This is a genomic window from Pseudomonas artemisiae (genome assembly GCF_057128685.1).
This window is the reverse complement of sequence record NZ_JBSKHS010000015.1, coordinates 29983-43872: the sequence shown is the minus strand read 5'-3', so window position 1 is coordinate 43872 and position 13890 is coordinate 29983. Positions and strand designations below refer to the sequence as shown.

Annotated in this window: 12 protein-coding genes; 8 read left to right on the top strand and 4 right to left on the bottom strand. The window is 61.6% G+C overall.

The features are described 5' to 3' along the window. Positions 1–8 precede the first annotated feature (8 nt). On the bottom strand, positions 9–1325 hold the full coding sequence (brnQ, locus tag ACWKV4_RS16645) for a branched-chain amino acid transport system II carrier protein (protein ID WP_483833215.1): 1317 nt from the start codon (positions 1323–1325) through the stop codon (positions 9–11). Positions 1326–1616: 291 nt separating this feature from the next. Between brnQ and ACWKV4_RS16640 the strand changes: the two genes are divergently transcribed. After that, positions 1617–1871, top strand: a complete 255-nt coding sequence (locus ACWKV4_RS16640) for a hypothetical protein (RefSeq protein WP_483833216.1) — start codon at positions 1617–1619, stop codon at positions 1869–1871. A gap of 165 nt (positions 1872–2036) precedes the next feature. On the opposite strand, the gene dnaQ is transcribed toward ACWKV4_RS16640, so the two are convergent. The 3 genes from dnaQ to ACWKV4_RS16625 all read right to left on the bottom strand — a co-directional run bounded on the left by dnaQ (position 2037) and on the right by ACWKV4_RS16625 (position 4072). Then, complete coding sequence (gene dnaQ, locus ACWKV4_RS16635) at positions 2037–2774, bottom strand: DNA polymerase III subunit epsilon (RefSeq protein ID WP_483833217.1); 738 nt, start codon at positions 2772–2774, stop codon at positions 2037–2039. Beyond that, positions 2771–3232: a ribonuclease HI gene (gene rnhA / locus ACWKV4_RS16630; protein ID WP_483833218.1), complete on the bottom strand. Its 462-nt coding sequence runs from the start codon at positions 3230–3232 to the stop codon at positions 2771–2773. Before rnhA ends, dnaQ begins: the two co-directional genes overlap by 4 nt. A gap of 81 nt (positions 3233–3313) precedes the next feature. Then, the gene (locus ACWKV4_RS16625; protein ID WP_483833219.1) at positions 3314–4072 is read right to left on the bottom strand and encodes a methyltransferase domain-containing protein; all 759 of its coding nucleotides are present in this window, start codon (positions 4070–4072) and stop codon (positions 3314–3316) included. Positions 4073–4148: 76 nt separating this feature from the next. Here ACWKV4_RS16625 and gloB point away from each other — a divergent pair, with 76 nt between their 5' ends. From gloB to ACWKV4_RS16590, 7 genes are all read left to right on the top strand, one after another. Further along, positions 4149–4928, top strand: coding sequence for a hydroxyacylglutathione hydrolase (gene gloB, locus ACWKV4_RS16620; RefSeq protein ID WP_483833220.1), 780 nt, complete (start codon positions 4149–4151; stop codon positions 4926–4928). A 98-nt stretch (positions 4929–5026) separates the two neighbouring features. Beyond that, positions 5027–6451: a transglycosylase SLT domain-containing protein gene (locus ACWKV4_RS16615; protein WP_483833221.1), complete on the top strand. Its 1425-nt coding sequence runs from the start codon at positions 5027–5029 to the stop codon at positions 6449–6451. Positions 6452–6537: 86 nt separating this feature from the next. After that, positions 6538–8367 carry an extracellular solute-binding protein gene (locus tag ACWKV4_RS16610; RefSeq protein ID WP_483833222.1) on the top strand — a complete coding sequence of 610 codons (1830 nt, stop codon included), beginning with the start codon at positions 6538–6540 and terminating at the stop codon, positions 8365–8367. Next, positions 8364–10169, top strand: coding sequence for an extracellular solute-binding protein (locus ACWKV4_RS16605; RefSeq protein ID WP_483833223.1), 1806 nt, complete (start codon positions 8364–8366; stop codon positions 10167–10169). Before ACWKV4_RS16610 ends, ACWKV4_RS16605 begins: the two co-directional genes overlap by 4 nt. Further along, positions 10169–11242: a microcin C ABC transporter permease YejB gene (locus ACWKV4_RS16600; protein ID WP_483833224.1), complete on the top strand. Its 1074-nt coding sequence runs from the start codon at positions 10169–10171 to the stop codon at positions 11240–11242. The genes ACWKV4_RS16605 and ACWKV4_RS16600 overlap by 1 nt, the downstream gene beginning before the upstream one ends. After that, positions 11242–12261 carry an ABC transporter permease gene (locus ACWKV4_RS16595; protein ID WP_483833225.1) on the top strand — a complete coding sequence of 340 codons (1020 nt, stop codon included), beginning with the start codon at positions 11242–11244 and terminating at the stop codon, positions 12259–12261. The genes ACWKV4_RS16600 and ACWKV4_RS16595 overlap by 1 nt, the downstream gene beginning before the upstream one ends. Position 12262: 1 nt before the next feature. Next, positions 12263–13873, top strand: a complete 1611-nt coding sequence (locus ACWKV4_RS16590) for an ABC transporter ATP-binding protein (protein ID WP_483833226.1) — start codon at positions 12263–12265, stop codon at positions 13871–13873. The last annotated feature ends 17 nt before the right edge of the window (positions 13874–13890 follow it).

Sequence of the window (13890 nt, the reverse complement as noted above, 5' to 3'; positions counted from 1 at the left end):
ACCAAGCGCTAGACCTGAGAATGCGACACCCGGCGCATTAGCAGGCGGTCACAGGCCATGGCAACCACCAAGGTGGCTACCGCTGGGATCAGCCAGGCCAGGTTCTGACGACTGAGCGGCAAGTCAGCCAGGGCGGCAGGCAGGTGCGCGGCCCAGGGTGTGGCCTTGAAAGCATCGATGCAGCCGAACAACAGCGCCACTAAGGCCACAGGCGCGACCACCCTGACCGGCGAGCGCCAGAGGTTCTGTACGAAACTCAGCGCCACCAGAACGATGCAGGGTGGGTAGATCGCGGTAAGAATAGGGATCGACACCTGGATCAACCGCGTCAGGCCCAGGTTGGATACCAGCAGGGAAAAGCCTGCCAGCACCAGCACCAGCGTTCGGTAGGACACTGGCAACAGGCTGCTAAAGTACTCCGCGCAGGCACAGGTAAGCCCCACCGCGGTCACCAGGCAGGCCAGGGAAATCAGCACGGCAAGGAACATGCTGCCCAGGTCGCCGAAGGTGTGTTGCACATAAGCATGCAGTACCTGCGCACCGTTATTGGCGCCCGCGGCGATGGCGTGGCTACCCGCGCCAAGGCGAAACAGGCTGATGTACACCAGCACCAGGCCAACGCCTGCGATCAAGCCTGCAATCACCGCGTAACGGGTAACCAGCTGCGGGGATTCAATGCCCCGCGAGCGTATGGCATTGACGATCACGATCCCGAACACCAGCGCGCCCAGGGTATCCATGGTCAGGTAGCCATTGATGAACCCCAGCGAAAAGGGCGCCGCGTGGTACTCGGCAGTGGCTTGCCCGACAGGGCCGGCAGGCAGCATGAATGCCGCCACACCCAGCGCTGCCAAGGCGAGTATCTTCAGCGGTGCCAGGAAACGCCCTACGGTATCAAGGAGCTTGCCAGGGTACAGCGACACTATGGCCACCACGATGAAATACACCAGGCTGTAGATAAACAGCGGCAACGGCCCGTCGCCGGTCAGTGGCGCAACCCCTACGGTGAAGGACACCGTGGCGGTGCGTGGGGTCGCGAACAGCGGGCCCACCGCCAGGTAGCACACCACCGCCAGCAATACACCCGCCACACGCCCTAGCGGGCTGCTAAGGGCATCAATACTACCGCCCACCTTGGCCAGGGCAACTACTGTTAACACAGGCAGGCCAACGGCGGTTACCAAAAAGCCCAGCGCGGCCAGCCATACGTCCGGGCCGGCCTGCAAACCGACGATTGGTGGGAAGATGATGTTGCCAGCGCCCACGAAGAGGGCGAATGTCATAAAACCAAGCGCCAGGATATCCTGGCCTTTAAGCACTTTCATGTAAGAGACCATACTGCTGCAAACGAGAGAAGGGGAGTTTCCCGTAGGGTCTGGGGAAGGGGTGCCGCCGGGTAAGGCAGCCAGCTTTCACAAGCCTTCGTGGGGCTCCGAAAGGGGGCGAAGGATAGCGAAAATACCCGGTCATTGCACCTTCAAGGTGCAATGACGCGACCAGCGCACCCCCTCTACCCCAGGCTTGGCTGGTAAATTTTTACCCTGTGTAAAACTCCTTCTGCAAAGCTGGGTCTATGCTTGCAGATACTTGCGCCGCACCGCTCGGAGGATTCAACCATGGCAGTTCAAATGGTGGCCCAGTTTCATGCTCGGGACGCCGAAGGGCGCGTGTACCCAGTTCACGCGTTTCAAGAAACAGGCCTGTCACCCGACGGCACCTTGGCAGAAGGCTCACCGCTGACCTACAAGCTGGCGATCGGTGACCGGGTAAGCTACTTGGGTGATGATCGTTTCATGCTGGTGCAAAGCGGTATCGAGATCATTCGCGAGCCTCGCACCGTTCCCGCCCCTACCGCCGCTCCCGCTGCCTAATGGCGGGCAACGCATCTTCGCGAGCTGCGCTCGCTCCTACAGGCGATTAGCGCTCCTTCAGACCAGTCGGCGTCGCGTGTCCGCTCGCAAACACGTGGTGATGTTTCATATGTCGTAGGAGCCAGCAAGGCTGGCGAACAGGGCATTCGCGAGCTGTGCTCGCCCCTACAGGTCTACCCACAAAGCCGCCGCGCCACTGGCCTTGGCAATTCGTTCAAGGTGCGCGGCATGAGCGGCCCGCTCGACTTCGGTCGCTACCACGACCCGCCCACGCCGGGTACTTGGCAACCGACGGACCTGGCTGACTTCTTCGCTGCCACCATTATCGTTTTCATTATGACCGGCCAAGGACAGGCTGGTCTGCCCTCCCGTCATGGCCAGGTATACATCTGCCAGCAACTCGGCATCGAGCAGTGCCCCGTGGAGGGTACGCTCGCTCAGGTCGATACCGTAGCGCTTGCACAAGGCATCGAGGCTGTTGCGCTGGCCGGGGTGACGCGCTCGCGCCAGGCCCAGGGAGTCGACGATGGTGCAGTATTGGCTCAGGTCGGCCCGGTCGGCCTGGCCGAGTAGAGAAAATTCGTTGTTGAGAAAGCCCACGTCAAACGCAGCGTTATGAATCACCAGGGTGGCGCCTTGGATGTAGTCATAAAACTCGTCGGCGACGTCGGCAAAGCGAGGCTTGTCCCGAAGAAATTCGGAGGTGATGCCGTGAACGCCAATGGCGCCCTCGTCGCTTTCTCGATCAGGCTGGAGGTAGAGATGGAAGTTACGGCCAGTGAAACGGCGGCCTATTACTTCCACACAGCCGATTTCCAGAACGCGGTGACCATCGGTGACCGGCATACCCGTGGTTTCGGTATCCAGCATGATGATCCGCGTGGCGGTGGTAGGCTGGCTCATGGCGCCACCTTCTGGCGCAGGCCGCGCACGTCGTCCACGCCCCGATTGGCCAGTGCATCGGCGCGCTCGTTACCTGGGTGGCCGTTGTGCCCACGTACCCACTGCCAGCTCACGGTATGACGACCGACCTGGGCGTCCAACGCCTGCCATAGGTCCGCGTTCTTCACAGGCTCGCGGGCGGCAGTCTTCCAACCACGCTTCTTCCAGTTGGGCATCCATTGCTGGACCCCTTTCATAACGTATTCGGAGTCAGTGACCAGGTTGACCTGACAGGGGCGTTTGAGCTCCTCCAATGCCCGAATGGCCGCGGTAAGCTCCATGCGGTTATTGGTGGTAGTGGTTTCGCCCCCCCACAGTTCTTTCTCCACGCCTTTGTATACCAGCAGCGCACCCCAGCCGCCGGGCCCAGGGTTGCCCTTGCAGGCACCGTCGGTGTAAACGTCTATGACTTCGCTCATTGATTGACCTGTATCGGAAACACAACCTTGCTCAGGCTTGCCTACTAAAAGCGGTGCTTTGTGCCTAGGGTACGCGCCTGCCTACTGGCCGCCGTCTCGCCGGTTGAGCTTGGCCAAGGGCAAAGGCAGCAACTTGCCCATGGGCTCGCGGCGTGGTTGACGCAGCGGTCGCAGGCCTACCACCAGCTTGCGTGCCACTAACACATAGAAGCCGCCGCCAGCACTTTGCCACTGGCCGGCAACGCGCTCCCACCCGGCCATGCGGGCCTGCCAGGCCGGCGAGGCAAGCGGCGGACAATAGCACCCGAAGCGCTTTTTCTCCAGCGCGAAGCCCAGCAGGTTCAGCCAGTCCCCTACCCTGGAGGCGGAGATGCAACGGGCCTTGCCCAGGGCCCCGCTGGCGAAGGCGTGCCGGGCGCCCCAGGGGCTCCAAGGGTTGATACCCACGATAACCAAATGCCCACCAGGCCGTACGGCATGTGCGGCTTCGCGTAGCAACCCATGGGGCGAGAGGGAGAAATCCAGCCCATGCTGCAGCACAACCAGGTCCGCGGCATGTTCGCCCAAAGGCCAGGCTTGCTCCTCGCAGGCGATTTGCACCCCTGGAAAGGGCGCGCCTATGCGCACATGATGCTGAATGCGTGCCGCCATGGGCGGGGCATCGGCATGGGGGCCATAGTGCACCAGGTAGCCGCCGAAGAATTTTTCCAGTTCGGCGCAGAGTACACGGTGCTCCTCGCGCAACAACAGCTGGCCCAATGGCCCGTCGAACCATTCCCTGGCCTGGCCAATAAGCTCGACCCAGCGCGGGTCGGCCTGTGCGAATGGCGTATCTGTCATTGCCGCTCCTTCCGGGTTCTCCCCAGGATCATCCGCGCCTAAGATAGCGTATATCCCAAGCCTATCGGAAACCAGCATGATACAGATCAGCGCCCTGCCAGCATTCTCGGATAACTACATCTGGATGCTAAGCGACGAAACAACTCGCCGTTGCGCGGTGGTCGACCCAGGCGATGCTGCCCCGGTGGAGCGCTGGCTGGATGAACGGCCCGGTTGGGTGCTAGAGCACATTCTGGTAACCCATCACCATCACGACCATACCGGCGGTGTACTGGCCTTGAAGCAACGCACAGGGGCCACGGTGGTGGGGCCTGCCGACGAAGCCATTCCTGGCCTGGACCAGCCGCTGGTCGACGGGGGCTACCTGGTCGTGCTGGGGCTGGGCCTGAAGGTGCTGCGCGTCCCTGGCCATACCGCCGGGCACATAGCCTTTGCCCATCAAGGCGCTGATCAACCGCTGGTGTTCAGCGGAGATACCCTCTTCGCGGGCGGTTGCGGGCGGCTGTTCGAAGGCACGCCCGAGCAGATGCACGCCTCGCTCTGCAAGCTTGCCTCCCTGACCGACGAAACGCAGGTGTACTGTGCCCACGAATACACCCTGAGCAACCTGCGCTTCGCCCAGGCGGTAGAGCCCGGCAATACGGCCCTGGCCGAGCGCCTGGCCGAGGTGAACGCGAAGCGGGAACGCAATGAGATCACCCTGCCCAGTACCCTGGCCCTGGAAAAGGCTACTAACCCCTTTTTACGGGTTGCTGAAACATCCATTAAAGAAAAATTGCAGCAGCGTGAAGGCCTGCAACTGACCGGCGAGGCCGCTGTATTCAAGGCGTTGCGCGCCTGGAAAGACCATTTTTAAAAAGGGCTGGAAAGGCACGGCGGATTTTCAAAGGTTGACCCACCTACCCCCCGTTCCTAGAATCCCCGCACCTTTTTGCTCGGACAAGCCCTTCACCAATGTCATCTTCCACTTCCCGCATGCCCTCCTCCCGCGCCCTCACCCGGCTTGGTCAGGCAATCGCCCTGGCCATGTCCGCCGCGCTGGTGGGGTGCCAAAGCGCGGCCCACGTGGAAGACAGCCCCGCCCCGGCGCGCGCTTCCGCAGTGATCAAACGGGTCAAGCCCAAGCCGATCTTCCAGGTGGCGCACAACAAAGAACAGCCCCAGGACTTGTGGACTCGCATGCGCGATGGCTTCCAACTGCAAGACGGCATAGACGTCAACCCGCGGGTGGAGCAGCAGCGGCTGTGGTTCGTCAGCAACCCTCAATTCCTGCTCAGCTCGGCCGACCGTGGCAGCCTCTACTTGCACTACATCGTCGAGCGCCTGGAAGAGCGCAACATGCCGCTGGAACTGGCCTTGCTGCCGGTCATCGAAAGCGCCTACAACCCCATGGCGCTGTCCCGCGCCAACGCAGTGGGGCTGTGGCAGTTTATCCCGTCCACCGGGCGTTACTTCAACCTGCGTCAGACCAACCTGTACGACGGTCGCCAGGACGTAACCGCTTCCACCACTGCTGCCCTGGACTACCTCACCAAGCTTCATGACATGTTCAATGGCGACTGGCTACTTGCGCTAGCGGCCTACAATGCTGGCGAAGGTACGGTTAGCCGAGCCATCGAACGCAATGAAAAACTTGGCCTGCCCACCGACTATTGGAACCTGCCACTGCCCCAGGAAACCCGCGACTACGTGCCCAAGTTGCTGGCCCTTACAGAGGTGGTGTCCTCGCCCCAGGCTTATGGCCTGGATCTGGAGCCCATCGCCAACGAGCCCTATTTCAAGGTGGTGGAGATCAACCAGCGGCTGGACCTGGCCCGCGTGGCCGCACTGGCCGATATCGACGAGGACGAGCTGTACCAGCTCAACCCTGCCTTCAAGAAGCGCGTAACCCTGGATCGTCCACAGCACTTGCTGGTGCCCACTGCCAAGGCGCAGCTGCTGGCCGATAGCCTGTCGTCCATGAACCCCGAGCAACTGCTGACCTTGCGCCCGCGCCAGCAGGTGTTCGAGCAGGTAGCAAGCGTGGCCCCCGCGCCGCGGCGAGCCTACCGTGTACGTTCGGGCGACAACCTTACCTCCATCGCCAAGGCCAACAAGGTCAGTGTGAGCGACCTGCAGCGCTGGAACCGGCTCACCGGTAAGCGCCTGAAGACCGGCCAGATGCTGGTAATGCAAGGTGGAGCCCAAGCGAACAAGGCCAGCCCCACCGAGACTGCCAGCGCCAAGCGCAGCACTCAGTACCGCGTTCGCAAGGGGGATTCGTATTACTTGGTGGCCAAGCGTTTCAACGTGCCGCCTCAGCACCTCAAGCGCTGGAACCCCCGCTTGGGCAAGGCGCTGCGCCCTGGCCAAACCCTGACGGTGTACACCGACCGCTGATTCTCACCGGGCCTGGCGCCAGCAGGCTGCCAAGGCCCGGCGACTCTGATACTGTACCGCCTGGCCACTTCTGAAGCCGTGACCTGATGCGTGCGCTATCTCTTTTTTTACTTGGTTTGATGCTGTCCGGCCCTGCCCAGGCCACGCGAATAGAAAGCCACGGCTACGCTCAGTTCGGCACCCTTAAATACCCCCCGCGCTTTACCCATTTCGACTGGGCCAACCCCAACGCGCCCAAGGGCGGCACCCTGCGCATCATGGCCGCTGGGACCTTCGATACCCTCAACCCCTATACCTTCAAAGGCACCAGCCCGGCCGCCACCGGCAACTTCCTGCAATATGGCGTGAGCGAACTGAACGAGCCGCTGATGGTAGGAACGGGCCAATACGACCCCGCCGGGGATGAGCCTACGTCCAGCTACGGTCTGATCGCCCGCTCCGTGGAGTACGCCGATGACCGTAGCTGGGTAGTGTTCAACCTGCGGCCCGAGGCGCGCTTCAATGACGGGCACCCCATTACGGCAGCAGACGTGGCCTTCTCTTACCGTACCTTGCTCGAGCAAGCCCACCCTCAATACCGCACCAGCCTGCAAGAAGTGCAACGGGTAGATCAGCTTGGGCCGCACCGGGTGCGCTTTGTGTTCAAGCGCAGTGGCAACCCGTTATTGATCCTGCGGCTTGGGGAAATGCCTGTACTACCCCGCCACTATTGGCAAGGCCGAGATTTCCAAGCCACTACCTTCGACCCGCCCGTGACCAGTGGCCCTTACCGTATTACCCAGGTAATGCCAGGGCGGCGCCTGGTGTTCGAGCGCGTCAAGGATTGGTGGGGCCGCAACCTGGCGGTCAACAAAGGCAAATACAACTTCGACCGGGTGGAGGTGGAGTTTTACCGGGACAGCAACGTGGCCTTCGAAGCCTTCAAGGCTGGGGAGTTCGACATTTATATCGAACACCAAGCCAAGAACTGGGCCAATGGCTATGACTTCCCCGCAGTAGCCCAGGGCACGGTGGTCAAACGGGAGATCACCCACCGCATCCCCACGCAAACCCAGGGGCTGTTTATCAATACCCGTCACGCTCGCTTCAGCGATATCCGGGTACGCCAGGCGCTGGGGTTGCTATTTGATTTTGAATGGACGAACCGGGCGTTGTTCAGTGGCGCGTACAAACGCGCCGCCAGTTACTACCCCAACAGCGAGTTCGCCGCCACCGGTGTGCCTACCGGCGCGCAATGGCTTTTACTGGCGCCCTGGCGCGACCGGTTGCCAGCGCAGCTGTTGACCGAGCCCTTCCAGGTGCCCCATACCGAAGGCAACGGCATTGGCCGCGACAACCTGCGCGCGGCCATAGCGCTGCTCAGCGACGCGGGCTGGGCCTACCAGGACGGCCAACTGCGCGACCGCGCAGGCCAGCCCCTGCGCCTGGAACTGCTGTTGGTGAACCCAACCTTGGAGCGCATCCTGGAGCCCTATATGGAAAACCTGCAGCGTGTGGGCATCGAAGCTAACGTTCGCACCGTCGACCGCGCTCAGTACAAGCAACGCCTGGATCAGTTCGACTTCGACATGATCCTGATGACCCTTGGCCAAACCCTCAGCCCTGGGCTGGAGCAGTGGCAGTACTTTCATTCCAGCCAAGTGGGTATCAAGGGCAGCAAGAATTACGCCGGTATCGCCAACCCGGTAGTGGACCGTTTGCTGGAGCAACTGTTGGCGGCCGGCACCCGCGAGGAGCAGGTGGCCGCGGCCCGTGCCTTGGACCGTGTACTGCTCTGGCAGCACTATATGGTCCCGAACTGGTACCTTGACTATCACCGCCTGGCCTACCGCAACCGTTTCGATTTCAGGGCCACCCCGCCGTACGCGCTGGCGTTGAACACCTGGTGGCTCAAGAAACTGGAGAAGACCCAATGACGTTTCACCCAGCCATGGCCCGCCTGGGGTGTGGCCTGCTGCTGATGGCCACCGTTAGCCTGGCCCAAGGTGCCGACCAGCACGCCATCACCTTATACGATGAGCCACCCCGCTACCCAGCCGGCTTTACCCATTTTGACTATGTAAACCCGGATGCCCCCAAAGGCGGCACCTTCCGTCAGGCGGCCATTGGCGGTTTCGATACCCTTAACCCCTTTATCAGCAAGGGTGTACCCGCCGAGGGCCTAAGCCAGATCTACGACACCCTTGCGGTTCAGGGGCTGGACGAACCCATGACCGAATATGGCCTGGTCGCGTCCCGGATCGAGCGGGCGCCGGACCACACCTGGGTCAGGTTCTACCTGCGGCCCGAAGCCCGCTTCCATGACGGCCACCCAATGCGAGCGGAGGACGTTGCCTTTACCTTCAACACACTTACAGCCCATGGCTCGCCTTTTTACCGCAGCTATTACGCGGACGTCGCTGAAGTGGCAGTGGAAAACCCGTTGCAGGTACTGTTCAAATTCAAGGGCAACGCCAACCGTGAGCTACCGCTGATTCTCGGGCAGTTACCCGTGCTCCCCAAGCACGCTTGGGAAGGACGGGACTTCGAACGCGGCGACTTGGAGATTCCAATGGGCAGCGGGCCCTACCGCGTAGGCCAGGTGCAGGCAGGCCGTTCGGTTCGATTGGAGCGGGTGAAGGACTACTGGGCCAAGGACCTCCCCGTCAATCGCGGCCAATACAACTTCGATACGCTGGTGTATGACTATTACCGGGACACCACCGTGGCCCTGGAAGCGCTCAAGGCCGGGCAGTTCGACTACTGGCAGGAGATGATCGCCAAGAACTGGGCCACGGCCTATGACATACCGGCGGTTCGCGAAGGCCGACTGGTACGGGAGGAAATCCCCAACGGCAGCCCCACCGGCATGCAAGGCTTCGTGTTCAACCAGCGACGCGCGCTGTTCACCGATGTGCGGGTACGCCAGGCCCTGGCCTTGTTACTGGACTTCGAGTGGACCAACAAACAGCTATTCAATGGCGCTTACAAACGCAATAGCAGTTTTTTCGAAAACTCCGAAATGGCCGCGCGTGGGCTGCCGGGGCCGGATGAGCTCAAGCTGCTGGAACCCTTCAAGGAGGAGGTTGCGCCGCACGTGTTTACCAAGGCCTGGAGCAACCCGGTTACCGACGGCAGCGGGATGATCCGGGAACAGCAACGGGAAGCCTATCGCTTGCTTCAGGAAGCCGGCTGGCACATTGAAGGCGACCGCATGCTCGATGCCAGTGGTAAGCCTGCGGTGATCGAGTTTTTGATGGTGCAACCGGACTTCGAGCGGGTGTTGCTGCCCTATAAACGCAACCTCAAGGACCTGGGCATCGAGCTGGTGCTGCGCCGGGTGGACATGTCCCAGTACGTTAACCGGTTGCGTTCGCGAGACTTCGACATGATCGTGGCCAGCTTCCCGCAGTCCGCGTCACCCGGTAACGAGCAGCGTGGTTATTGGTCCAGTAGCGCGGCAGACAACCCGGGTAGCCGTAACTTCATGGGCCTGAAGGACCCAGTAGTAGACCAACTGGTCGAAGGGCTGATCAACGCCGACTCCCGCGCCAGCCTGATCACCCACGCCAAGGCCTTGGACCGGGTACTGTCCTGGAACGCGATCCTGATTCCCAACTGGCATATCGATGCCTGGCGCGTGGCGTACTGGAACAACTTCGCCCACCCGCCCAAGCCGCCGCGTTATGACATCGGCCTGAGCACCTGGTGGGCCAAACCGGCCAAGGAGGCCAACTGATGCTGGCCTATCTGATACGCCGCCTGTTGCTGATCATACCCACGCTGCTGGGCATTCTGGTGATCAACTTTGTGATCATCCAGGCCGCCCCTGGGGGGCCAGTGGAGCAGACCATCGCCAAGCTTGAAGGCTTCGAGGGCGCCACCAGCCGTATCGGCGGCGGTGGCGCGGAGGTCGCCGTGGCGGGTTCCACTTACCGCGGCGCCCAAGGCCTGGACCCTGCGCTGATCGCGGAAATCGAGCGCCAATACGGCTTCGATAAGCCTGCCCCCGAGCGGCTGTGGATCATGATCAAGCACTACGCCCGGCTGGACTTCGGTGAAAGCTTCTTCCGCGATGCCAAGGTCACGGACCTGATTCTGGAAAAAATGCCCGTGTCCATTTCTTTGGGGCTGTGGAGTACGCTGATCATGTACCTGGTGTCCATCCCCTTGGGCATCGCCAAGGCCACGCGGCACGGTTCGGCCTTCGATGTGTGGACCAGCTCGGCCATCGTGGTGGGCTACGCGGTACCGGCGTTCCTGTTCGCCATTTTGTTGATCGTGTTGTTCGCAGGCGGTAGCTACCTGCACTGGTTCCCATTGCGCGGCTTGACCTCCAACGATTTCGACCAGTTGAGCCTGCTGGGCAAGGTGCGCGATTACTTCTGGCACCTGGCGCTGCCGGTAACGGCCTTGGTGATCGGCAACTTCGCCACCATGACCCTGCTCACCAAGAACAGCTTTCTCGACGAAATCGGCAAGCAGTACGTGATCACCGCGCGGGCCAAGGGCCTGAGCAGGCGCCGGGTGCTGTATGGCCATGTGTTCCGCAACGCCATGCTGCTGGTGGTCGCAGGCTTCCCCTCGGCGTTCATCGGCATCTTCTTTACCGGCTCGCTGTTGATCGAGGTGATTTTCTCCTTGGATGGTCTGGGCCTGATGAGCTTCGAGGCGGCCATCAACCGGGATTACCCGGTGGTGTTCGGCACGCTGTTTATCTTCACCCTGGTGGGCCTGCTGGTGAAACTCATTGGTGACCTCACCTACACCTTTGTAGACCCGCGTATCGATTTTGAAGGCAGGAAGCACTAATGGCCCTCTCCCCTCTCAATCGGCGAAGGCTGCAACTTTTCAAGGCCCACAAGCGCGGCTGGTGGTCCCTGTGGTTGTTCGCCTCGCTGTTCGTGCTTAGCCTGGGCGCCGAGCTGATCGCCAATGACAAGCCCTTGGCGATTCATATGAACGACAGCTGGTATTTTCCCGCCTTCAAGCGCTATCCGGAAACCGCCTTCGGCGGTGAATTCCCCCTGGAGGCCAATTACAAAAGCCCTTATGTACGCAATTTGCTGGAACGCCAAGGTGCCTGGACGCTGTGGCCCCCCATCCCTTTCAGCTACCAAAGCATCAACTACGAGCTGAAGGTACCCACCCCAGCGCCGCCGTCCCGGCAAAACTGGTTGGGCACCGATGACCAGGGGCGTGACGTGCTTGCCCGTGTGATCTATGGCTTTCGTATCTCGGTCGTGTTCGCCCTTACCCTGACCGCGCTCAGTTCAGTAGTCGGGGTGCTGGCCGGCGCGCTCCAAGGCTTTTATGGCGGCTGGGTGGACCTGGCCGGGCAGCGCTTTATCGAGGTGTGGTCCGGGTTGCCAGTGTTGTACCTCCTGATCATCCTGGCGAGCTTCGTGCAGCCCAACGTGTGGTGGCTGCTGGGGATCATGCTGTTGTTTTCCTGGATGAGCCTGGTGGATGTGGTGCGCGCGGAGTTTTTGCGCGGTCGCAACCTGGAATACGTGCGCGCGGCCCGAGCCCTAGGCATGAAGGATGGCCCGATCATGTTCCACCATATTTTGCCCAACGCCATGGTCTCCACCATGACCTACCTGCCCTTCATTCTTACCGGGGCCATCGGTACCCTCACCGCGCTGGATTTTCTGGGCTTCGGCTTGCCAGCAGGCTCGCCCTCCCTGGGAGAGCTGGTAGGCCAGGCCAAGGCAAACCTGCAGGCGCCCTGGCTGGGCTTGAGTGCCTTCTGCGTGCTGGCACTGATGCTCAGCCTGTTGGTGTTTATCGGCGAAGCGGCTCGCGATGCTTTCGATCCAAGGAAATGACATGACCACTGACACCTTGATCGAAATCCGCAACCTGGCGGTGGAATTCACCGGCGGCGAGCACCCCCAGCGCGCGGTCAACAACGTGAGCTTTGACATCCGCCGTGGCGAAACCCTGGCTCTGGTAGGCGAAAGCGGGTCGGGCAAATCGGTTACGGCGCATTCGATCCTGCGCCTGCTGCCCTACCCGCTGGCCCGTCACCCCAGTGGGGAAATCCACTACGCCGGGCATGACCTGCTGCAGGCGCCGGAGCGTACCCTTCAGGGCATTCGTGGCAACCGCATCGCCATGATCTTCCAAGAGCCGATGACCTCGCTAAACCCGCTGCACAGCATCGAAAAGCAACTGGCCGAGGTCCTGGCGCTGCACAAAGGGCTGGTGGGCGAGGCCGCACGGGCGCGCATCCTGGAGCTGCTCACACTCGTGGGCATTCCCGACCCTGCTCGGCGGCTGCGCGCCCTGCCCCACGAACTCTCTGGCGGGCAGCGGCAACGGGTGATGATCGCCATGGCCTTGGCCAACGAGCCTGAGCTGTTGATTGCCGACGAGCCCACCACGGCCTTGGACGTTACCGTGCAGCTGCGCATTCTTGAGCTGCTCAAAGGTTTGCAGGCCCAGTTGGGCATGGCCATGTTGCTGATCAGCCATGATTTGAACCTGGTGCGCAGAATCGCTCACCGGGTATGTGTCATGCAGCGCGGTTCCATCGTCGAACAGGCTACGAGCGAGGTGTTGTTCCGCCAACCCACGCACCCGTACACCCAGGAGTTGCTGGCGGCCGAGCCTGATGGCCGCCCGGTAGACGCTCCGCTGGCCGAACCGCTGTTGGCCGTGCGTGACCTGAAAGTGTGGTTCCCGGTGCGCAAAGGCTTGCTGCGGCGGGTCAGCGACCAGATCAAGGCCGTGGATGGCGTAGGCTTTTCCCTGCGCCGTGGGCAAACCCTTGGGGTGGTAGGCGAAAGCGGTTCGGGTAAGTCCACCCTTGGCCTGGCGATCCTTCGGCTTATCCAGAGCCAGGGCGACATTCATTTTCACGGGACAGACTTGCAAGGGTTGGGTAGGGCCCAGGTACGGCCCTTGAGGCGAGAGCTGCAAGTGGTCTTCCAAGACCCCTTCGGCAGCCTGAGCCCGCGCATGAGCGTCGGCCAGATCGTGGGGGAAGGCTTGCGCATTCACGGCATCGGTACACCCCAGGAGCAAGAAGCGGCGATTATCGCGGTATTGCGGGAGGTGGGCCTGGACCCAGCCACCCGGCACCGTTACCCTCACGAGTTTTCGGGCGGGCAACGCCAGCGAGTGGCCATTGCCCGGGCGCTGGTATTGCAGCCAGCGCTGATTGTGCTGGATGAGCCTACCTCGGCGCTGGACCGTACCGTGCAGCGCCAAGTGGTGGAATTGCTACGCTCGTTGCAGGCCAGGCACGGCTTGACGTATGTATTCATCAGCCATGACCTGGCTGTGGTCAAAGCCTTGAGCCATCAGTTGATGGTCATGAAACAAGGCCAGGTCGTAGAACAAGGGGAGGCAGCGGCGATTTTCGCCGCGCCGCGACACCCCTACACCCAACAACTGCTGGAAGCAGCCTTTATGGCCCCGGCCGTTGTCGATTAATTAGAAGAGGAACGAAC

Coding starts and splice junctions, on each gene's coding strand:
- brnQ (WP_483833215.1), bottom strand. CDS start 1,325: ATGAAAGTGCTTAAAGGCCAGGATATCCTGGCGCTTGGTTTTATGACA.
- ACWKV4_RS16640 (WP_483833216.1), top strand. CDS start 1,617: ATGGCAGTTCAAATGGTGGCCCAGTTTCATGCTCGGGACGCCGAAGGG.
- dnaQ (WP_483833217.1), bottom strand. CDS start 2,774: ATGAGCCAGCCTACCACCGCCACGCGGATCATCATGCTGGATACCGAA.
- rnhA (WP_483833218.1), bottom strand. CDS start 3,232: ATGAGCGAAGTCATAGACGTTTACACCGACGGTGCCTGCAAGGGCAAC.
- ACWKV4_RS16625 (WP_483833219.1), bottom strand. CDS start 4,072: ATGACAGATACGCCATTCGCACAGGCCGACCCGCGCTGGGTCGAGCTT.
- gloB (WP_483833220.1), top strand. CDS start 4,149: ATGATACAGATCAGCGCCCTGCCAGCATTCTCGGATAACTACATCTGG.
- ACWKV4_RS16615 (WP_483833221.1), top strand. CDS start 5,027: ATGTCATCTTCCACTTCCCGCATGCCCTCCTCCCGCGCCCTCACCCGG.
- ACWKV4_RS16610 (WP_483833222.1), top strand. CDS start 6,538: ATGCGTGCGCTATCTCTTTTTTTACTTGGTTTGATGCTGTCCGGCCCT.
- ACWKV4_RS16605 (WP_483833223.1), top strand. CDS start 8,364: ATGACGTTTCACCCAGCCATGGCCCGCCTGGGGTGTGGCCTGCTGCTG.
- ACWKV4_RS16600 (WP_483833224.1), top strand. CDS start 10,169: ATGCTGGCCTATCTGATACGCCGCCTGTTGCTGATCATACCCACGCTG.
- ACWKV4_RS16595 (WP_483833225.1), top strand. CDS start 11,242: ATGGCCCTCTCCCCTCTCAATCGGCGAAGGCTGCAACTTTTCAAGGCC.
- ACWKV4_RS16590 (WP_483833226.1), top strand. CDS start 12,263: ATGACCACTGACACCTTGATCGAAATCCGCAACCTGGCGGTGGAATTC.